General features: G+C 50.9%; 20 protein-coding genes, 1 other RNA gene and 1 pseudogene. 5 read left to right on the forward strand and 17 right to left on the reverse strand.

Features of this window, described 5'->3' with window-relative positions; all coding sequences use genetic code 11:
- The 5 genes from rnpB to WCI03_05345 form a co-directional block, all read right to left on the reverse strand.
- Positions 1 to 360: RNase P RNA component class A (rnpB, locus tag WCI03_05325), an RNA gene on the reverse strand; the annotation flags it as partial.
- A gap of 25 nt (positions 361 to 385) precedes the next feature.
- Positions 386 to 1,084 (reverse strand): C4-type zinc ribbon domain-containing protein, encoded by a 699-nt coding sequence (locus WCI03_05330; GenBank protein ID MEI8139274.1) that lies wholly within the window; start codon positions 1,082 to 1,084, stop codon positions 386 to 388.
- A gap of 693 nt (positions 1,085 to 1,777) precedes the next feature.
- Entirely contained in the window at positions 1,778 to 2,971 is a 1,194-nt protein-coding gene (locus tag WCI03_05335) for an aldo/keto reductase (protein MEI8139275.1), read from the reverse strand.
- 53 nt (positions 2,972 to 3,024) lie between these two features.
- A complete protein-coding gene (locus WCI03_05340) occupies positions 3,025 to 4,095 on the reverse strand; it encodes a response regulator (GenBank protein ID MEI8139276.1) in 1,071 nt (356 codons plus the stop codon).
- Between the two features lie 114 nt (positions 4,096 to 4,209).
- Positions 4,210 to 5,247: a PAS domain-containing protein gene (locus tag WCI03_05345; GenBank protein ID MEI8139277.1), complete on the reverse strand. Its 1,038-nt coding sequence runs from the start codon at positions 5,245 to 5,247 to the stop codon at positions 4,210 to 4,212.
- 244 nt (positions 5,248 to 5,491) lie between these two features.
- Here WCI03_05345 and WCI03_05350 point away from each other — a divergent pair, with 244 nt between their 5' ends.
- Together WCI03_05350 and WCI03_05355 are read left to right on the forward strand one after the other, a co-directional pair.
- Positions 5,492 to 6,586 (forward strand): lactonase family protein, encoded by a 1,095-nt coding sequence (locus WCI03_05350; protein MEI8139278.1) that lies wholly within the window; start codon positions 5,492 to 5,494, stop codon positions 6,584 to 6,586.
- 8 nt (positions 6,587 to 6,594) lie between these two features.
- Complete coding sequence (locus WCI03_05355; protein MEI8139279.1) at positions 6,595 to 7,728, forward strand: hypothetical protein; 1,134 nt, start codon at positions 6,595 to 6,597, stop codon at positions 7,726 to 7,728.
- A 62-nt stretch (positions 7,729 to 7,790) separates the two neighbouring features.
- Here the strand turns inward: WCI03_05355 and WCI03_05360 are convergent, their stop codons facing one another.
- The 7 genes from WCI03_05360 to WCI03_05390 form a co-directional block, all read right to left on the reverse strand.
- The gene (locus WCI03_05360; protein ID MEI8139280.1) at positions 7,791 to 10,184 is read right to left on the reverse strand and encodes a transporter substrate-binding domain-containing protein; all 2,394 of its coding nucleotides are present in this window, start codon (positions 10,182 to 10,184) and stop codon (positions 7,791 to 7,793) included.
- A gap of 76 nt (positions 10,185 to 10,260) precedes the next feature.
- Positions 10,261 to 11,199, reverse strand: a complete 939-nt coding sequence (gene fmt, locus WCI03_05365) for a methionyl-tRNA formyltransferase (GenBank protein MEI8139281.1) — start codon at positions 11,197 to 11,199, stop codon at positions 10,261 to 10,263.
- An 8-nt stretch (positions 11,200 to 11,207) separates the two neighbouring features.
- Entirely contained in the window at positions 11,208 to 11,804 is a 597-nt protein-coding gene (locus WCI03_05370) for a FumA C-terminus/TtdB family hydratase beta subunit (protein MEI8139282.1), read from the reverse strand.
- Positions 11,795 to 12,679: a fumarate hydratase gene (locus WCI03_05375; protein MEI8139283.1), complete on the reverse strand. Its 885-nt coding sequence runs from the start codon at positions 12,677 to 12,679 to the stop codon at positions 11,795 to 11,797. The genes WCI03_05370 and WCI03_05375 overlap by 10 nt, the downstream gene beginning before the upstream one ends.
- An 18-nt stretch (positions 12,680 to 12,697) precedes the next feature.
- On the reverse strand, positions 12,698 to 13,873 hold the full coding sequence (gene hemW / locus WCI03_05380; GenBank protein ID MEI8139284.1) for a radical SAM family heme chaperone HemW: 1,176 nt from the start codon (positions 13,871 to 13,873) through the stop codon (positions 12,698 to 12,700).
- Positions 13,851 to 14,693 carry a PHP domain-containing protein gene (locus WCI03_05385; GenBank protein MEI8139285.1) on the reverse strand — a complete coding sequence of 281 codons (843 nt, stop codon included), beginning with the start codon at positions 14,691 to 14,693 and terminating at the stop codon, positions 13,851 to 13,853. The genes hemW and WCI03_05385 overlap by 23 nt, the downstream gene beginning before the upstream one ends.
- A gap of 27 nt (positions 14,694 to 14,720) precedes the next feature.
- Complete coding sequence (locus WCI03_05390) at positions 14,721 to 15,713, reverse strand: hypothetical protein (protein ID MEI8139286.1); 993 nt, start codon at positions 15,711 to 15,713, stop codon at positions 14,721 to 14,723.
- Positions 15,714 to 15,873: 160 nt separating this feature from the next.
- Between WCI03_05390 and WCI03_05395 the strand changes: the two genes are divergently transcribed.
- Positions 15,874 to 16,128, forward strand: a complete 255-nt coding sequence (locus WCI03_05395) for a hypothetical protein (GenBank protein MEI8139287.1) — start codon at positions 15,874 to 15,876, stop codon at positions 16,126 to 16,128.
- Between the two features lie 34 nt (positions 16,129 to 16,162).
- On the forward strand, positions 16,163 to 17,362 hold the full coding sequence (locus WCI03_05400) for an MFS transporter (GenBank protein ID MEI8139288.1): 1,200 nt from the start codon (positions 16,163 to 16,165) through the stop codon (positions 17,360 to 17,362).
- Between the two features lie 48 nt (positions 17,363 to 17,410).
- Here WCI03_05400 and WCI03_05405 read toward each other — a convergent pair whose 3' ends face one another.
- From WCI03_05405 to WCI03_05415, 3 genes are read right to left on the reverse strand one after another with little or no spacing between them, the layout of a single operon-like run.
- Positions 17,411 to 18,022, reverse strand: coding sequence for a CDP-alcohol phosphatidyltransferase family protein (locus WCI03_05405; protein ID MEI8139289.1), 612 nt, complete (start codon positions 18,020 to 18,022; stop codon positions 17,411 to 17,413).
- Positions 18,023 to 18,049: 27 nt separating this feature from the next.
- Positions 18,050 to 18,307, reverse strand: a complete 258-nt coding sequence (locus WCI03_05410; GenBank protein MEI8139290.1) for a type II toxin-antitoxin system RelE/ParE family toxin — start codon at positions 18,305 to 18,307, stop codon at positions 18,050 to 18,052.
- On the reverse strand, positions 18,294 to 18,527 hold the full coding sequence (locus WCI03_05415; GenBank protein MEI8139291.1) for a CopG family transcriptional regulator: 234 nt from the start codon (positions 18,525 to 18,527) through the stop codon (positions 18,294 to 18,296). The genes WCI03_05410 and WCI03_05415 overlap by 14 nt, the downstream gene beginning before the upstream one ends.
- A 176-nt stretch (positions 18,528 to 18,703) precedes the next feature.
- On the opposite strand from WCI03_05415, the gene WCI03_05420 reads away from it, so the two are divergent.
- Positions 18,704 to 18,886, forward strand: coding sequence for a hypothetical protein (locus WCI03_05420; GenBank protein ID MEI8139292.1), 183 nt, complete (start codon positions 18,704 to 18,706; stop codon positions 18,884 to 18,886).
- Positions 18,887 to 18,892: 6 nt separating this feature from the next.
- Here WCI03_05420 and WCI03_05425 read toward each other — a convergent pair.
- Both WCI03_05425 and WCI03_05430 read right to left on the reverse strand, forming a co-directional pair.
- Positions 18,893 to 19,066: pseudogene (locus WCI03_05425) on the reverse strand (Dabb family protein).
- Complete coding sequence (locus tag WCI03_05430) at positions 19,063 to 19,746, reverse strand: hypothetical protein (GenBank protein ID MEI8139293.1); 684 nt, start codon at positions 19,744 to 19,746, stop codon at positions 19,063 to 19,065. The pseudogene WCI03_05425 and the gene WCI03_05430 overlap by 4 nt, the downstream one beginning before the upstream one ends.
- Positions 19,747 to 19,762: the final 16 nt, after the last annotated feature.

Raw genomic sequence — 19,762 nt, forward strand, 5'->3', positions numbered from 1 at the left:
TGTTTCCCGCGAACGGGATCAGTCATTTATCTAAGCGATCAACCCGAAACCGCGTGCCGCTTTCGCGACAACACGAGGCGGGCCACCTCAGGTTCCCTATTTGATCTTGCTCCGAATGGGGTTTGCCATGCGACGCTCATCTCTGCGCGCCCGGTGGTCTCTTACACCACCTTTTCACCCTTACCGCAACGTTCCTTTTCAGGTCTGCAGCGGCGGTATAGTCTCTGTGGCACTTTCCGTGAACTCCCTTTGAGAAGAGCCCCCCGGGCTTATTAAGCACCGGCATTCTGCCCTATGGAGTCCGGACTTTCCTCCCCGATCCGCTTGCGCTAAAACCGGAGCGACCGAACGCCCCCTGCCTTTCAACATCACAACCTCGACAACCTCAATACAACATTCGCCCGCAATAACCACAGGCGACAACATCCGCTTGCTTTTTGGCATCATGGCAGATATAGGGTGGCAGCTTCATGTGACAACCTCCACAAGTACCATTGTCTTCCACCGCAACAAGAACCTTTGCTTTTTTGTTCTTAAAAAAACGGTCATACTGAGCGAGGCGAACCGGGTCCACATCCGCTGCGTATCCAGCCCGGAGCTGTTTCACGCGATCGAGTTCCCCTTTGATCTCACTCCCCCGCCCTTCGATGGTCGAAAATTCATGGCTGACGCCCTTTTCTTCCAATTTAAGCGCATCCTCGCGCAGTTTGACATCCTCTTGGGCGGACTCAACGGTCTCCATGATTTCAAGGATTTTGTCTTCACATTGCCGAATCAGTTTTTCCACACCAGTGATTTCGTTCTCCATGGCGCGGAATTCCTGATTATTCTTGAGCTGCATCTGCTGCTCACGGTATTTGCGAATCTTGTCGCGGTAAGCTTCGATCTCCTGCTCACATTTCTTGATGCCAGCCTGACGGGTCTTCAAGACTTCCTTGGCAGCCGTAACGGCCTGCCGATGCTCATCAAGCATGGAATCAATGGCTTTCTTCCGTAACGGAATGTCCGCCAATTCTTTTTCAAATTTCAAGATTCGCAGGTCGTGATCTTGAATAATCAGCAACTTCTCGATAATAGGCGTCATAACACTCCGCGGTAAAAGGTTGGAAAAATCGCCCCACAATATGGCATACGAAAAGATTCAAGTCAACGCCAACAGCGGCCCCGTTCCCCCTTTCCTCTTTCAAGGGACTGACACGTTAAAAGGAGATGGTGGGAATCCCTCGGCATTTCGCAAATTGGTCTGCTGCGTCACGAGCCAGCAGAATCATCTGATTAACTTCACTTTTTAAAAACCAAGGAACCATCTTCATTATTTTCGACGATTTTGAAAGCATAAATCTGATCTAGAGCGAATCCACCTGCCCGTTTCTGAAAACATATCGATGCACCCTACCCCCGATCTCCTCGATACGGTAGTCAAAGTGGATGCAGAGTCCCATGGAGGCGGGGATCCCGTAACCGATCTCCCCATCGGGTCACGCCATCGTACCCACTGTTGAGCAAGCAGAATGCTGCCAGCCGACAGTCCAGCCAATAGGGCTCCGGCCTGAAACCGTTTATGGATCAATACCGACCCGCACCGTGTTGCACTAAAAGGTTCTTGATTGCCTTGAAAAAATGGAGGTCATCGCCGCTGGCAGCTCCGATATATGCAACGGACGGTTTGCAAAGATCGGTATCCCCAAGCATTTTTGAAATCAGCGGATCGCGTGATTCACGGCGGAAGTGTGGCCCTCCTGCGAGAAGATAAACGGGTTTGATGGGGTTCACCGTCTTATTCCGACTGGCTTAGCCGTTGAACGGGTTGATCAAAGAGACTTTTGTGGGCGTCGGTTAGCAGGCCGGGAATTTGCCTGGCGAAGGGACTCAAATTCAAGGCTTCTGACAAGTCCTGCTCACCAGCATGGGCGGCGTTTTGGCCCGGAAACCAGTGCCCTGCCTGCCCTAACAAATTATAGCGCATCTTGGCAAAATCCGCCATATCCAAGCCACGGGCAAAATTCCATAGGCGCAGGATCTCATGAAGATTGATTTGATTCGGGACCTTTTCCCATTCGGGTAAGCCCACATGCCAGCGAGCCATCCAATCAGCCCCACACACCCGAGCTAACTCGGCATCCAGTTTGGCGGCGATGGCAGCAGGTATTGATTGATCACCCAGTCTGGACATGGCACGAACATGTTCGTCGTAATCCGACGGACGAGCCGCCCCGATACTTAACGTGTGGACCTCCGGTCGGGCAAGACAGTAGAGGACATTAAAAGTCATTGGGGACAGGGGCTGGCATAAATCCACAAGCTTTTGAGGCGGGGCATAGAGTTTGCCGCCTTTGTCGTTGGGGCTGATGATGAGCACCCCCATATCCTGGGCCGCAGCGGCCTGCACGGCTGGCCAGGTAAATGGGTTAACGTAATACCAGTGCAAGTTGACGTAATCAAACTCACCAGTCTGGATAGCGCGCACGGTCACTTCCGGCGGTCCATGCGTGGCAAATCCGATGAAGCCACACCGCCCCTCACGCTGAAACCGGCGCGCCACATCCAGACATCCGCCCCGGCGCAAAACCATTTCGAGAATTTCCTGGTTATTGATTCCGTGGATGGCCAACAGATCCACACGTTCCTGTCCCAGTCGCTTGAGTGAGAGCTCTACCTGTGCCGCAAAAATGTCGGAGTTGGCATCCGGCCCGACCTTGGTTTGGAGAATAAACTGGTTACGGGGCAAAGTTTTGATGGCACGTCCTAGCTGAACCTCAGATGAACCATAGCCGCGGGCCGTCTCAATATGGCGAAGCCCGAGAGCGAAGGCCCTCTGGACGGTGGCCTCGAGATTTTTCTGATTTTCAGTCGTGATATCATCGGTATCCTGCCAGGACTGCTGGAATCGCATACCACCACAAGTCAGTACAGGCATCTCAAGTTCGGTTCGTCCGAACCGCCTGGTTGGAATAAGGTTTGAAGTAGTCATGTGCAGGAAAGTAAAAGATCGTACTAATGAAATCAATGATTGAAGTCGAACTGTCAGGAACGGGGCGTAATAACCGCCCGGATGGTCTCAGAAAGGGTTGTCAGTTGATAGGGCTTTTGAAGAAAGCCCGCCATGCCTTTCCCCAAAGCACGTGCTTCAATTTCCTGGGGATTGTAGCCACTCGAAAGAATGATTGGAACTTCGGCTCGGATCCGGAGCATTTCGCTTAATGCCACATCCCCATCCATGTAAGGCATCGTCAGATCCATAAGTACGCAAACCAGTTTATCGCTGGATTCTTCAAATACTTGTACGGCTTCTTTTCCATTCGTTGCAGTAAGAACGCTAAAGCCCATTCGTTCCAGCATGCGTCGGGTCACAGACCGGACCGACTCTTCATCATCCGCCAGCAGGATCGTCCCGGATCCTTGCCAGACGGGGGCCGCAGGACCTCGCATTTCAACAGCTACTATTGCTCCAGATGCGGGAAATAGCACTGTGAACGTTGAACCTTTCCAGGGCTCACTTATAATTTTAATCATCCCCTTATGGCCCCTTACTATTCCCATCACGGCAGCAAGCCCGAGCCCACGGCCTGTAAATTTTGTAGTGTAGAAGGGGTCAAAAATCCTGGATTGAGTCTCGTTATCCATCCCGCATCCGGAATCAGACACTTCCAGATAAACATATTGTCCTGGCGAACAGGCCTCGCTGTGATAAGCGCCCTGCAGGAAGTTTTCATCACAGTACATGACCCCCGTCGAGAGCGAGATAGAGCCACTCATGTCCCCGATCGCTTCCGAGGCGTTGATGACCAGATTCATAATTACCTGTCTTATCTGGGTGGCATCCGCTTCAATAGCAGGTAGTTTTTCGGATAGTTGATAATGAAGGGCAACCTTTTTCGAGACGGATACTTCAATAAGTTTCGATATATCACTGATAAGACGGGAAATAAACACGGCCTCCACGACGAATTTGCCTTTCCCCGAATAGGCAAGCATTTGCTTGCATAGTTCAGCCGCCTGAAGAGATATTTGTTTGATTTGAAAGAGATTTGGCTTAAGCGGTGATCCTGTGGGGAGATCCGCAATCGCCAGATCGGTATTGCCGAGAATTGCCATAAGAAGATTGTTGAAATCATGCGCAATCCCGCCAGCCAACAAGCCTAACCCCTCCAGTTTTTGGACGTGCTGGAGTTGCTCCTGTTCCTTCAGTCGCTCTGCTTCTAAATGTTTTTACTGAGTAATATCGGCAATGATGCAGGCGAATTGGCCGGGCACGGGACGATAAGCCGTCACTTGGAAGTAACAATCAAGATCCTGAGAATAATTCTCATAATGAATGGGCACGCCAGTGAGAACGACCTTACCATAGGCTTCGATCCAATAAGCCTCAGTCTGGGGTAAAACTTCTTTCACCGTTCTGCCCAGAATAGTTGATCCAACTAACCCTGTTAGCTTTTCAAAAGCGGGATTCACATCAAGAAACCTGTAATCAACGGGTTTCCCCTCGGCATCAAAAATCATTTCGTGGAGGGCAAAGCCATTTACCATTTGTTCAAACAGCATTCTGTAGTCCCGGGCCAGCGTTCGACAATGATCCTCACTAATTTGCAAGGCTTCACTGGCATTCCTGTGATCCTTTTCAGCCCACAGGACTCGCCGACCAAACCACCAGACGCCCAGTCCGTTGAGCATGGCAAGACCGAGGGCAGCCATAATACCCAGCAGCAGGGACCGCCTCATGCCCGAGAGGCGCTCGCTGTACTCTTGAAGTTTCAAATCCACTCCCACAATTCCCACACAGTGTCCGCTGGAATCATGAATAGGCGCATATCCGCTCAGAAAAGTTCCCCACAGGTCTTTGATAGGTTCGGAATCAACCCCTGTCGTCCCAGTTCTCAGGGCCTCCACAAGGGCGGGCGCAGGTGTGTCAAAGGGCTCCATAATCGAAGAATGGTCCTTAATACCGTCATGATCCGAGTCCTCTGGTGAAGTGGCATCCAGGATGAAGTAAGGCTTTCCGTCGCGCAGGATCATGGTATAGAGAAAACGGATTTCAGGATGAGCCGCCAATATTCTCTTCAAAGGCAGAACGGCCTGAAGATAAGCAGGACTCTTTTCCTGTTCGGGGGAGATGAGGGTTTTATGAATATCCCCATCCACAAAAACCGCTGCCGTTTTGGCCAACTGAATAAGACTTCGCTGTACTTCCCGGGTAAGTGCTTCAGCACCGCCAAAATACAGGAGCGTAAGACAGAGGCAACTGATCAAAAACGAAACCAGTGAAGCCGTGGCTGCTCTTCGTAGTAATCTCCTGTAAAACTGAGTAAAAATCTGAATAACAAACTCCTCATCATAAACATTAACATTATGTTAATTTCCGAATAAAATACCACGAGTTATGTCAATTGTCTATTTCGAGGCACTTCGGATACGGGAACATGATTGCGATCCTTTCATTTTTTTGACATCTTCCTTTCCCGTACGCGGAAATTATCTTTCAGGAACAGTTATCATGACATCATCATTGCTTTCCTTGCAGGCATTAACAGCCCAATCCATAGACGTTTATTTTGGAACCTATACCAAGCCAAATTCTGCTGAAGGCATTTATCACGCCACATTCTACCTTAAAACTGGAAGGCTTTCCGCACCAGACCTTTCTTGTGTGACACCCAGTCCGACATTTATTGAAATACATCCCAATTCCAAGTTTCTTTATGCGGTATCCGAACGGGATCCTGGAGCCGTTAGCTCCTTCAAGATTGAGTCTGAGTCAAAAAAACTTAAATTGATCAATAAAGCCGCTACCGGCGGCAAAGGCCCCTGCCACCTCTGCATTTCCAGGGACGGACGAACCCTGCTCGTTGCCAACTACGGGGGCGGAAGCGTGGCCTCCATTCCGATCAATAATGACGGTTCACTGTCAGAAGCGGTCAGCGTGATTCAGCACACAGGTTCAAGCGTAAATCACCAGCGACAGCAGGAACCACATGTCCATAGTGTTAATCTCAGTCCTGATAGCCGGTTTGCCTATGTTGCAGATCTCGGTATCGACAAAATCATGATTTATACGCTAGAGGCCCAATTCAGTCGAATGCTGTCTGGTGAACCTGCTGAGATTAAAATTAAGCCCGGAGCTGGCCCCCGTCATTTGTCTTTCGACCCTGCCGGGAAGTTCGCCTACCTGATCAACGAGCTTGACAATACCATCATCGTCTTTGCGCATGAGGCAAAATCCGGAAACCTTGCGGAGATACAAACCATCCCCACGCTGCCAAAGGGGTATTCAGGGACGAGTATTTGTGCCGAAGTGAGAGTTCACCCCAATGGTAAATTTCTTTACGGCTCGAATCGCGGACACGACTCCATTGCCATTTATAACATCCACCCGAAAAATGGGACGCTGACGCTGATTGGCTTCCAGAACACCGGCATCAAAACTCCGAGAAATTTCAATATTGACCCGACAGGGCAGTTCTGTTTGGTTGCCAATCAAGACGCCAATACCGTAATCGTCTTCCGCATTAATCAAGAAACAGGAATGCTGGAACCGACCACCGAGGTGATCAAAATCGGCACTCCGGTTTGTGTCCGTTTCATGCTATAAGGCCATTTATGAGTCTCAAAGCCACTTCTCATTTTTCTGGCGGCAATGCCGCTGATATCGAAATCCTAACGGGCGGACAGATTCCCGAGGTGCGATTCGCCTCTGATCCATGTGGGGGCGCCCAGGCGATGTGGTTTCACTTCCGGCTGGAGGAAACCGATCCTGATCCAGCCACCCAAACCAAGGTGCGCTTAACCTGGACGTATATCGATACTGTGCCGGGTATTTCTGAGTCGCCGGACTGTATCCCTGTCTGCCTTGTGCCAGGCCAAACGTGGACGCGTCTCAAACAAGGTGAGGAAACGCGAACCCCTGACGGCCGCCGCCAAATCTCGTGGACGATCCCTTATCCTTCACCGTCGGTTATGATTGCATTCTGCATTCCCTATGGGCTATCCGATGTTGAAGCCATGCTCGATCGTTCAAAGGACTACTGGCAGGCTGTGCCTATTGGCCTCAGCCAGGGAGGGCGCCGTATTCTCCGCCTGCATAATGCCCCCGGCACACTGGGCGGCACTCAGCCGGGAATCTACATCATGGCCCGGCAGCACGCGGGAGAAACGCCAGGATCCTGGGTTCTTGACGGCTTTCTGCGGCACTGGGCACAGGTACGTAAGGGAGCCTATGTCATCTGGGCAGTCCCTCTTGCGGATATTGATGGCGTAGTGAACGGGCATTACGGCAAATCCGGAGACCTGTTCGACCTAAATTGTGCATGGGGTGCCCCCCCTGTCCGTCATGAATCGCGAGTGATCCGACAGGATGTAGAACGCTGGAAAGCACGGTGCCGCCCGATTTTAGCTTTGGATTTTCATGCCCCCGGAGCCTGTGATCGGGATGGGGTTTACGCCCTGGTATCGAAAGCGCCAACTGAGCCGCAGGCCGCCGAGGAAATCAAGTGGTGTAACGTCATTCAAAATGAGCTACAGGCGGAATTTGCCGCTCCTGAGTTCAAACACTTGACGATCCCCTCTTTTGGAGAAACGCAGGATTTTGCGGGCTATATGCGTGCCGAAATGGGCGTGCCGACCCTGAGACTCAAGATCCCCTATTCCCATGTGGCAGATACGGTTCTTACTCAAAAAAGTTATCGCGAAATAGGCCGCCGTATTGCATTGGCAATCTTACGCCGACACGGATGACGTGGATATCAAAGCCCGGCCCGACGATCCTGACATTGTGATTCAGTCTGTACCATAACAAATCAATTCAAAACCCCATTCAATACCGCGTATAACTGAAATTGTGTGTAGGGCTTCGTAAGTACTCCTTTAAATCCGTACAGATAGTAATTCGACATAATCGAGCCTTCAGCGTAACCGCTTGACACAATGGCCTTAGCACCCGGATCGAGGGTTAAAATTTGCTTCACCACTTCTTGTCCGCCAATCCCGCCGGGGATAGTAAGGTCTAGAATGACCACATCAAATGGGGGGCCATTGCTCAGGGATCGTTTATACATCTCGATTGCCTGCAGCCCATCCAGTGTGGTCTCAACGGAACAGTCATATTTTTTGAGCCAGCGAGGAATCACCGCAAGAATATACTCATCATCGTCCAGAACGAGGATTTTTGGAGAAGATTTCAAAATCTGAGGGACCACATCAACTGATTTAGTTGACGATAGTTGAGGTGCCGCAGGAGTAGGTAAATATATCGTAAAGGTTGTGCCTTTTCCCAGTTCCGACTCAACCCCGATGTAGCCGTTGTGTTTATTGATAATAGAATAGGCCGTGGCTAGTCCCAGTCCATGGCCTGTTTGTTTTGTGGAAAAATAGGGATCGAATATTCGGGGAAGAGTCTGAGGGGCAATACCTGTACCCTCATCCCTTACCGTAATTTTCACATAGTTGCCTTGAGGGAGGCCGGGAATTGCGTCTGGTGGCAGTTTTCTGTTTTCCACGTTGATAAACAGATGACCACCGTTGGGCATAGCCTGGCGGGCATTAAGTGTTAGATTAGAGATGACCTGCTGAATCTGGCCTTTGTCGGCATTAGCCAACCATAGGTCAGCCGCCGTGTTACACAAGAGTATGACGTTGCTACCAGAAAGGTCAAATTCAGCGACTTCCTCAACGAGAAGCCCTAAACTAAAATTTTCTCTGATAGGTTCTCCGCCTTTAGCAAAAGTGAGAAGTTGTTTGGTCAACCGTATGGCCCGGCCCATCGATCTTTCCGCATCTTCCAGGGGCTTGAAGCCAGGATGATCTTTTGAAAGCTCATTTCGCGCCAAAGAGATATTCCCGTATAATCCCATCAAAATATTATTGAAATCATGAGCGATCCCCCCCGCAAGCGTTCCCACACTCGTGAGATTCTGAATTTTCTGAAGTTCAGCTTCCTCCCGTATTCGGTCCGTGATATCTCGCGCAGTCGAAATGGCGCCTTTGACGATACCCTGATCAGATCTCAATTCCTCGCACCACCATGCCAGAAGTCGTTTCTCGCCATCTTTACGCCTCTGCCAACTCTCAATATAGATTACTTGTTCTTTCCCCCCGAATAGTGGTTGGATTGTCTGGTAGGTATCCTGCTCGTCTTCGAAAAAATGCGCTGCTTCTTTGCCAATAACATCCTCCCCGAAAAAATCCAAACCAGCGGGATTGGCCCAGGTGTAGACCTTATTGATGTTTACCTCCATGATGATATCGGGGACGGCTGCAAGAATAGCTTCCTGACGAATGGACAAACTTCTCAAAGCCTCTACACTGGCCTTTAACTCAGCTGTTCGAATTGTAACCCTCTTACGCAGGACACGATTCCAAACAAAAAGGAGCAACATCAGCGAAGACAAGCTCCCTGAAATCATTAAAAAGAACCGGAGTAAACGACGATCCTCCACCGATGAGCCACACCATTTTGTATGAATTTTCTCATACTCTTCTTTCGAAATCTTTGCGAAGCCCTCTTCAACCATTTTTAAGAGTTCTTGATTCCCCTTTTTTACTGCACGATGAAAATGACCAACGTTCAGTGGCACGGACTGCTTGAACTGATTCTGGATTCCAAGTTTGTTAAGAAAATAATGCCCCGGGGGGGCGTCAACCACAAACACGGTAACTTTATGCTCTTTGGCTGCCAGGATGACTGCCTCATAGCTATCGAAAAGCATCAGATTGTTAACCCCGTTGCTCTTGAGAATATCGACCGCCGCATCGCCGGTTTTAACGGCCACAGAGAAGCCTTTAAGCGAGGAGGCATCAGTAATCCCGGAAATGGCATTGATGAAAAAAATAGGAACTTCAAGCCGGGCATAGGGGCGTGTAAAATCGAGCCAAACGGAACGATCCTGAGTCATGAATACCGTATCGATAACATCGAATTCTCCAGCTCGCATAGCGCTGAGGGCCTTCCCCCAGTCCATGGCATGAATTTCAACTTTTGTTCCAGTTTTTTGTTCCCACAACTGCCATTGGTCAATCAAAATCCCCTGAAGCTTGCCGTGATTATTTTGAAAAACATAGGGTGGGTAATTGTTATCCATGACGACATGGATGGTTTGCGTTTGCGCCTCACACAAGGGTGAGATTGCAAGGAAAAGTGTCGCAAGCACGAGTGGCCAGAGAACAAATAGCCTAAGACGATAAGTTAGTTGCATGAATTGACCGTAACCTTTATTGCATTCTAACCGCTCCTTCCATACGAACGCAATAAAACAAAATCACGAACGGGGATTAGCCTGCCCGCATTCCCACTTGCAATGCATGTCCGCAAAGAAAAGCGGTACCAGACATAGGCTTTCGGCCTTCAGGCTGGACTTCAAGTAGTCGAAGGGCCCGGCCATGGCCCGCCTGAATGAGGGGCCCCTCACCGCCTAACGCTATTAGTGTCCCGGGGATACCGGTTCCAGCCTCCGCGCGAACGGTGAGAACCTTAACGATTTTCCCACCATCGGCAGGAATAACGCAGAAGGAACCTGGCCAGGGATTGAACCCTTGAACCTGGGCACGGATTATATCGGCTGGAAGCGTCCAATCAATTCGGCCATCGCTTTTCTTCAGCTTGGGTGCCACGGTCGCCTCGTTTTCATTCTGCACCTCGCGCGGGGCACGCCCTTGCCGGATAAGATCCACGGTATCATTCAGTAATTCGGCTCCCACCAAGGCCAACTTATCATGATAACTGCCGCCGGTGTCGGCGGGGTCGATAGGCAGTTCACGCTTCAAGATCATGTCCCCGGCATCCATTCGTTCATTGAGATACATCGTCGTAACACCTGAGATAGTATCCCCGTTAGCCACGGCCCATTGAATGGGCGCTGCCCCACGATATTTTGGAAGAAGTGATCCATGCACATTGATGATGCCCAGTGGTGCCATCTCAAGTAGCGCGGATTTGAGCAATTGTCCATATGCCACAACGACCATAAGATCAGGGTGTAACGTGCGTATGGCTGCCAAACTTTCGCTGGTGTTGATTTTTTCCGGGGAAAGCACCGGAATTTGGTGCGAACCCAGATACGTTTTTACCGGGCAGGATGACAGCTGCAGATTCCGCCCTTTAGGTCGATCCGGCTGGGTAACCACCCCTACGACTTCATCCTGATTATTCCGTAACAGTGTTTCAAGACACGGGCAAGCGAACCCAGCAGAACCCATAAATAATATTCGCATGTTCGCCCTCACGCTTCAAATCGCTCAGAAGCCACAAGCTTTTGCCATATCTTGCGGGAAGTGGCCTGAACTGTTTTCATCAGATTTTTACCACGGGAATCAATCGCGACAATCGCGGGGAAATCCTTTACATCCAGCACCCACATAGCCTCTGCAGGACCGAACTCTGAGCCAAAATACACTTCTTTGACCGCGATCACCCGATCTGCCAATACCTGAGCGGCGCCACCAACGGCATGGAGATAAACGCATCCACCATCCAAACAGGCTTGTTCCGTGGTTTTTCCCATGGAGCCCTTCCCGATTACCACCCGCACGCCATGTTCGTTGATGATGCGGGGCAGATAAGGCTCCTCCCGAATCGAGGTTGTCGGTCCTGCCGCACGAACCACCCACTTGCTTTCCTTCCGGATCACCACGGGCCCGCAATGATATAAAGCTCCATCCTTGAGATCCACAGGGCTTTCCCCGCCCTCAAAAAGGTATTTATGCATCCGGTCACGCGCCGTAAAAAGCTCCCCACTCAAAAGGACAAATTGGCCAGCCTGCAAAGGGGCAATCTGTTCTGCGGAAAAGGGATAAGAAAGTCTGCGAGTTAATGCCATTTTTTGAATCCTCCCCGGGCGGAAAGCAAAACACCACGCCGGCGAAACGCCCAGCACATATATGAGATCGTGACAAAAAAGGAGGCAGGCAAGCGACTCAATGCCCCGATCTTGACCCCGAGCAAGGCGGTGCTACCACCAAACCCCATCGGGCCGATCATCAATTGTTTCGACTCTTTCAGAATGCGCTCTTCTAACCGCCCCAGGACTTTAACCGGGGACCGATCATCAATTTTTCGAAGAAACTGTGCTTTTGAACATTCATAGCCCGTAGCGCGATCGCCCCCAATGCAAACGCCCAAAATGCCAGGCGCGCAGCCATTTCCCTGGGCTGAAACAACAGCATCCAGAATACAACGACGCACACCGTCAAGATCTCGCCCCGCATTCAATTCTGCATTGGGGAGGCTATATTGGTGGCCAACATTCTCGCATCCCCCACCCTTCATAAGCAGCCGAACATCTACTGTCGTACGGGCACATTGCTCAAAATAGAATATTGGTGCCCCATGAGCCACATTGGTGGCGCAGGATTCACCGGTCAGGGAGTCAATGGTATTCTGACGAAGATAACCCAGTCGTGTGGCTCGCGCGACCGCCATCCGTGTGGCGGCAACCAGGAAGTTGGTGTCAAATCCAAGAGGGACCTGAAAATAGAAGATCAAACTCCCCGTATCCTGACAAAGCGGCGCATCATTGTCGCGCGCCTTTTGCACATTTTCGAGGATTGTATCCAGAACCCAGCGAGCCCGACTGTCTTTTTTTTCATTTTTATAAGACCGGCGAAGTGCTTGCTCCACATCGGCAGGCAAATCTACCGAGGTACGACGGATCAACTCAAACAGACTCGCTTCCCATAAGGCATGCTTCTTCATACTATGACCATACCATACTCATGGCATCAATTCAACCGCCACGTAATCTGCCATTGCCCGGCCCTTGGCCGTAAGTCGCCAGCGACCGGCCGGTTGTGCCACAAGATGCTCCCGCTCCAACCGCCGCAAAGATTGCCGCCATACCGACCCTTGTTCCGACTGACCCATGCCGGTCGTCGCCAGGATCTCCTCAAGATCGACTCCTTCCGCCATCCTCATCCCAAATACAAGCCGCTCGACAGCATCAGTAAGTGGCGATAATGTTTCGCGGTCCTGATTGGATATTCCCGCACAATAAGTTTTAATATCGGCGCCATGGGTCCAACGTTCGTTTCCCACCCTTGATGCAGCGGCACAGCCGAGACCAAGATAATTTCCCCCGCGCCAACAGGACAGGTTATGGCGACATTCGAAGCCGGGACGGGCATAGTTGGAGATTTCGTAGCGCATGATACCAGCCGCTTCCAACGTGGCCTCGGCCACATCCAGCATCCGGAGTTGTTCCTCGTCCTCCATCAGGCAAGTGGCGCCAGTCTCACAATCCTGATGAAGCCGAGTTCCCTCTTCGCGGGTCAACGCATAAACTGAAATATGTTTGGGATCCATACTCAGGGTGGCCTTAAGTGTTTTTTGCCAGGCGTCCCGACTCACGCCGGGAATGCAGGCAATGAGATCTAATCCCCAGTTGGTAATTCCGGACGCATGAATAGCATTTACGGCGGCATAGATGTCAGCGACAGAATGCCGCCGCCCAAGCTGACGCAACACGGGATCAGTCATGGCCTGAACGCCTAGACTGATACGGTTAACCCCAAAAGCTTTCATCAAGGCCAGCGTCTCGAAGGTGAGCGAACCGGGATTGGCCTCACTGGTCCATTCAAGCTCCGCCGGAGTGAGATGCGGTGTTAGGGTGTTGCGTTGTTGCGTTGTTAAGAAGGAACTCAGAATCTTGAAAAGTTGTTCCAACTGATCGATAGGCAACATACTCGGTGTTCCTCCACCCATAAAGATGGAGGTCAGTGGCAAGGGGCCATAGCGCTCAAGCGCCTGATCCCGCTCTTTCCTTATTGCCGCGAGCCATGCTGTTGCGAGGTCGCGACAATAAGGAACGGAATAGAAAGCACAGTAGTGGCATTTTCCATCGCAAAAAGGAACATGGATATAAAGTCCATCAATCTTTGGGTCGTCGCTCATAAAGCAGATCCACTAATTCATCAGGTATATCAAGGGATCCAAAGCCGATGCCAAGATGAATATGAGGGTTCATGGCACCATGAAAATCCGAGCCCCCGGTGACCACCCAGCCCAAGTCACGCGCCATATTCAAGCAGAAACGATGTTGTTCATGGCTGTGCTCAGAATAATAAGCTTCGATCCCCTGCAATCCTTTTGCGGCCAATTCCGCCAGAAACTCCCGTAATCTCCTGCGTCCCATATTGAGGGTGCAAGGATGAGCCAATACGGGGACTCCCCCTGCCCCCCGGATCAGGCCGATGCTTTCCTCGATCGTAAAACGATCCCGTTCGACGTAGGCCGGTTTCCCCTTGCCAAGATAATTATCAAAGGCCTCATCTTTTTTCTTCACATACCCCTTGGCAATCATGGCCTGGGCAAAATGAGGGCGTCCGACAACATCCTCCTTGGCCAGACTGGAGACTTCTTCCCAGGACAACGGCAGTCCCAAACTATTGAGACGTTCAAGGATGAATTGATTACGTGTCTCTCGGCCCCGTCGTAACCGTGCCAAGGCTTCAATAATCCGAGGATTATGTTGATCGATAAAATACCCGAGTATGTGCATGGTTCCGCCTGACAGCTCAATACTAATCTCCACGCCGGGAATCCCTCGCAGCCCCTGCAGTTCACAGGCCGCCATGAAACGATCAATTCCCATCATGCCATCATGATCTGTTAAAGCGATGGCGGTGAGTCCCGCTTTCGCGGCGAGTTCAACCAACTCCTCCGGAGTCATGCTGCCATCAGAAAATGTCGAATGAGTATGTAAATCAATCACCAAATACTCCCCACACTGCTTTCTCGACTACCAGTAATAAAGTTCCTGATACCATTTAGCCCAGGTTTTGAGGTCACCATTGTCACTCATTTGCGCTGCATTGAGTAACTGGTCAGACGAGAACCAGGAGAAACAATCCTTTTGCCCGAGCAGATCATGAAAAGCCTGCATGGCTGGCAACAAACTGGTATTCCCGGGATGATGCACAACAGAAAAAAACGCTTTTTTATAACGGCCGTTCGGATCCGTCTCGATGGCTGTCGCCAGCAACTGGGTGCGCCACAGCTGATTCATCCCGCCTCTGAACGGACATGCCTTATCTTTCTGCAGGTTCTCAGGAGGAAACATATCTTTGTTTTTCAACGTAATACTCCAATAATTGAACCTTTTTGCGGAATGGAGAAAGCAATTTTCCCGCCCCTGCCGGGCGGCTGCATTGCGATCACAATCATCTTTGTGCTGATTAGCAGGATTGCGATATCCACCACAGGCAGTGAAATCATTCTCCGTTAATTTATGGGTAATCAGCCACAAACAAAGATCATCATCATGGTTGCGATAGGCAATAGCGATATCCGCATCAGTCGCCCCCTGGGCCCCCTGATCCCCCAGACGATTGGCCCCTTCATCACCAAATTCCATGCGGAGTCCCCTGTCAAATTCCTCAACCGCAATAGATTTTAAATCCGGCTTCACTTCCCTCAGAATTTGAGCTGCGAGCAGTGGTGTTTCCATTAGCGGCAAGAAAAGATTGGCAGAGGCTATTTGTGAACTTGCCATGTGCCCCGCAAACTTATGCGTCTTAAAGTGAAACTTATTCTGATGTTCCCGGAACCGTGCCCGCACTGGATCATAGAGATGCGGCAGGGCCTGCTGCAATTTTCCAGGCAAAATAACATCATACATTTTTCCGCCAAAACTGCCCGGCAAGGGAGTTATGTTCCGGCTCTTCCACTCACATAAATGCAGGTACATCCCGCGCTGAAATTCACTCAACTGCTCTGGTATCTTATATTGCATCAACTTGATTCTCCGATTTCTCTACCGCAGAATACCAGATATCAGACTAATAAGCGCGCAATTTTAAAGATCTAATGCTGGACAGCTAAAAGTGCCAATAGTAGAATGCAGGCATAGGCATGAAACGGGGGAAATTATGAATGAAGCTGAACGTCCATCGATGATGGAAAATCACAAATCAGCCGCTTCGGCTTTCGCGGATGCGACCTCAATCTACAACGCTGCTACAGCAGCGTATGATGATGCCACCCGAGCCTACGAAAGTGCCACCAAGGCCTACAGGGCTGCCCGCGATCTCTTCATGGCCGCCCAAGCTGGCGCTTCTGACGCAGTCACTTCAACCGACAACGACTACGAAACTGCCCTAGCCGCCTACGAAAAGGGCTGCATCGACTCAGGGGATCAACCTGTTTGAATCTTTTAGTGCGTTGGGGTAATCTTTCGCGATCATGATTACTCAACTTCTTACACGCTGCCGTGGGCTGGAGCGAAACCTGTTTTTGTTCCTGGCCGGCATGGCTCTTCTGGGGGTCAGTGGCGGCATGATGGAAACCACGTTCAACAACTACGTCAGCGACACGTTTAACCTCGGGGCCGATGCCCGCGGTATACTCGAATTCCCCCGTGAACTTCCCGGTTTCCTGACGGCACTGTTCGCTGGCATTCTGTTCTTTCTCGCCGAGACCCGAATCGCGGGATTCTCGGCCTTGGCTGTCGGACTCGGGCTACTCGGATTGGCTTTTATCGGGCCTCATTGGGCTGGCATGCTCGTATTCCTGACCATTTGGAGCACCGGTGCCCATCTTATGATGCCAGTCCGATCGTCCATTGCCATGGAACTCGCCACTTCAACCCAACGTGGTCGGCGTCTGGGGCAAATTTCCGCCACGGCTATAGCGGCCAGCATCGTCGGCTGTTTGATCGTATGGATAACCATGCGCTGGCTGCAGGCAAGTTATCGACTAATCTTCGTGTTGGCCGGCCTCGCATCAGTCGCCGCCTCTGTTTTTCTATTTTCCATGCGCCTGCCCAACGCACATCTTCAACGGCCAAAGTATATTTGGAACAACCATTACTGGCTCTACTATACATTGGCGCTTCTCTTTGGCGCCCGCAAACAGGTATTCATTACATTCGGCCCGTGGGTTCTTATCCGCATATTTCATCAACCGGCCTGGATCTTCGCCCAGCTCTGGATCGCCGCCGCCATTCTGGGCGTAGTATTTCAACCGATGCTCGGCCGTGCGATCGACCGGTATGGCGAACGTGCGGTCTTACTGACAGACTCATTCCTCATTCTGTTGGTCTGTCTGGGCTATGGGTTCGCCCACTGCCTGTCGAGTCACACGGCTGCCCTGGGACTACTCTATGCGTGCTTCGTGGCCGACAACCTGCTGTTCGGCGTGAACATGGCGCGAGATACATACCTGTCTAAGATCGTGCTACAGAAAGATCATTTGGCACCAACACTCTCGCTCGGCATCTCAATCAACCACGCCGTATCGATGTCCATCCCCGCTCTTGGCGGACTGATGTGGATTCGCTATGGCCACTCCTCCGTATTTCTAGCCACGGCTGGCGTCGCGGTGCTGATGGGTGTGTTTAGCGCCTTTGTACGGATTCCCTTAGGGGGATGCCTGAATAAGTAATCAGGCGTTTCCTGATGAAGGGATCAACAGCCTCAAAATGGTCACCCCCTACTTGTGGGCATGGGCTTTCTCGAGTTGGCGGATACCATCCGCAATGTACTGATAGGCAGCGACCAAGGTGAAACCGGCCGCGGACCAAAGTAGCCACGGGAAACCAGCAATTGACGCCTGGCCCAGGACCCATAGGATCAGGATCATCTGAAAAAAGGTGGCGATCTTGCCAGAGAGGCGGGGCTTGACTTCAGTATGACCCACGGCGACATGAATGACAACGGCCCCTATAACCAGAAACACATCGCGGCTGATGACCAAAAACACATACCAAAGGGGAAGATGCGGGTTAAAACACTGTTGTCCCCAGGGGCCAGTCAAAAGAATCAGAGAGGAAATGAGTAACGTCTTGTCGGCCAGGGGATCGAGCAACGTTCCGAGACGTGTAATCTCATTACGAGACCTAGCAAAATAACCATCCAGCGCATCTGTAAGGCAGGTAATGACATACAACATGAGGGCGAACCAGCGGAACATTTCTTCCGGGTGATGCTCATTGACGCTCTGTATATAATAGAGAGTTACCAAAATGTAGACAGGGATGAGCAACAGCCGCCCAATGGTGATGCGGTTTGCAAGTGTAAGGTTAGCAGTCAAAAGATTTCTCATTTTACACTATCTTCCTGCCCTGATCGGCTATCTGTAGATTTCCTTGCGATGTCCGACTGCGACTACAAATACAATCAGCAAGTCATCTTTGATTGAGTAAAGAATCCGATAGTTGCCTTGCCTGAGGCGGTACTGATCCATCCCTGAGAGCTTCTTGGATTGAGGCGGACGCGGATCATCAACCAGCGACTCAATTGCCACGAGGATGCGCTGAAGGTCTTTCTTGGGGAGTGAGTCAAAATCCTTTAGAACACTTTTCTTAAACTCAATTCTATATTTTCCCATCTCGCTTCAGCTCCTTGAGGGCAGACTCCAACGAAATAGTAGGTTCATTCGCCCGTTTGCGAAAGATCTCCAAATCATCGAGATCTTCGTGAAGAGCTGTTGATACGGCCTCATTGACCAATTCAGACACGCTTCGCGATGTTTCGACGGATTTCAGCCGCAACACGCGGTGAAGCGATGAGTCGAAATACACTGTTGCCCGTTTGACTGCGACGCTCATGTTTGTTCCCCTTTTCTCTTATGCCAACATAGCGTTATGACGTCATAATGTCAATTTATCATCGCACGGCGCCCACCTTCTCCAGGGTCTTCTGCTTTGGCGCTGTAAGTCGTTGATAGCAAACAATTGAAAATATTCCTTACCTCTGAGGCGTCTTTTTGGTCACATCAGCATGGATGAAAGCAAAAAAAGATACGGATCAAAGCGGCCGTTTCGCCATACGTGAGGCTGGGAAACCAGAGAAGAAGCGGTTTGATAAGTTGCTTGAAGAGGGGCATCCGCAACAAACCCCCAAGCAGATGGGGCATGAACTTCGGATGATTGTGAAGGAAGATGGGATAGATCTGGTAATCCTGTGAGGATGAAAACTCCATGGAAAATCCGAAGTCATAATTGTTCTTCCTGCTCGTCTGCCGGAGGGCCTCAAAATTCCTGACCGTTGGAATGGTGGCGAGGATCCGGGCGGCTTGAAGAAAGTCGTGTTCTGGTTGTGATCCGGAGGGGTGCTTGAGCTTGAATACCACTGTGTGACGAATCATAAACCCGCCTCGATACCAAAGTGGAATTTTCGCTCCGTACCGGGGGCCAGCACAATATCCTTTGCGCATTCGGGGCGGTTGATCGCGTTAGTCATAAATTCAACAGGCTCCAATGCCACCGAAACCCGTTTACGTTCAGGAACGCCATCTCCGGTATAAATGTGCATCAGCCCACGTTCCTGAAAAACTGATACCCGCAGGCCGGTCTCGGGGTTTTCAATATAGCTGCGAGCCAACCCATCGCTGTCAGCAATAAGTTCGCGATACGCACCGTCCAGTACACGACCAGCAATCACATTCCCGGCATTGGGGCGATTGGGTCGGAAATCAAGATCAGGCGCGCTCTCCATGTCGACGAAGGCGGCAGCGCCCGCAAGGGGTAGCAGTCGGTCTCCAACAGCAATCCGGCCTTTACTAGGAATGACCAACCGGAGTTTTTCGATTCCGTCCTCACTGGCTCGGAAGTAAGGATGCCAGCCACAGCCGAAAAAGGCGGAGGCATCACCCACATTCTTCCCCGAAATTGTGACCTCCAGCCCGCCTTTGCCAGCCTCCAGTTCGTCAGGTGTCTGAAACCCGTCAGTGACATCGAAAAGCCTGCCTTTCACGGGTACGCGATATGCCAGAAGGTTAGCCCCCGAAACACGCAATTTGGGCTTCAGAACCAGTCTTGGTGTCACGCAGGATAATCGTTTG

The sequence above is a fragment of the bacterium genome (genome assembly GCA_037143175.1).
Taxonomy (GTDB): Bacteria; Verrucomicrobiota; Kiritimatiellia; order CAIKKV01; family CAITUY01; genus JAABPW01.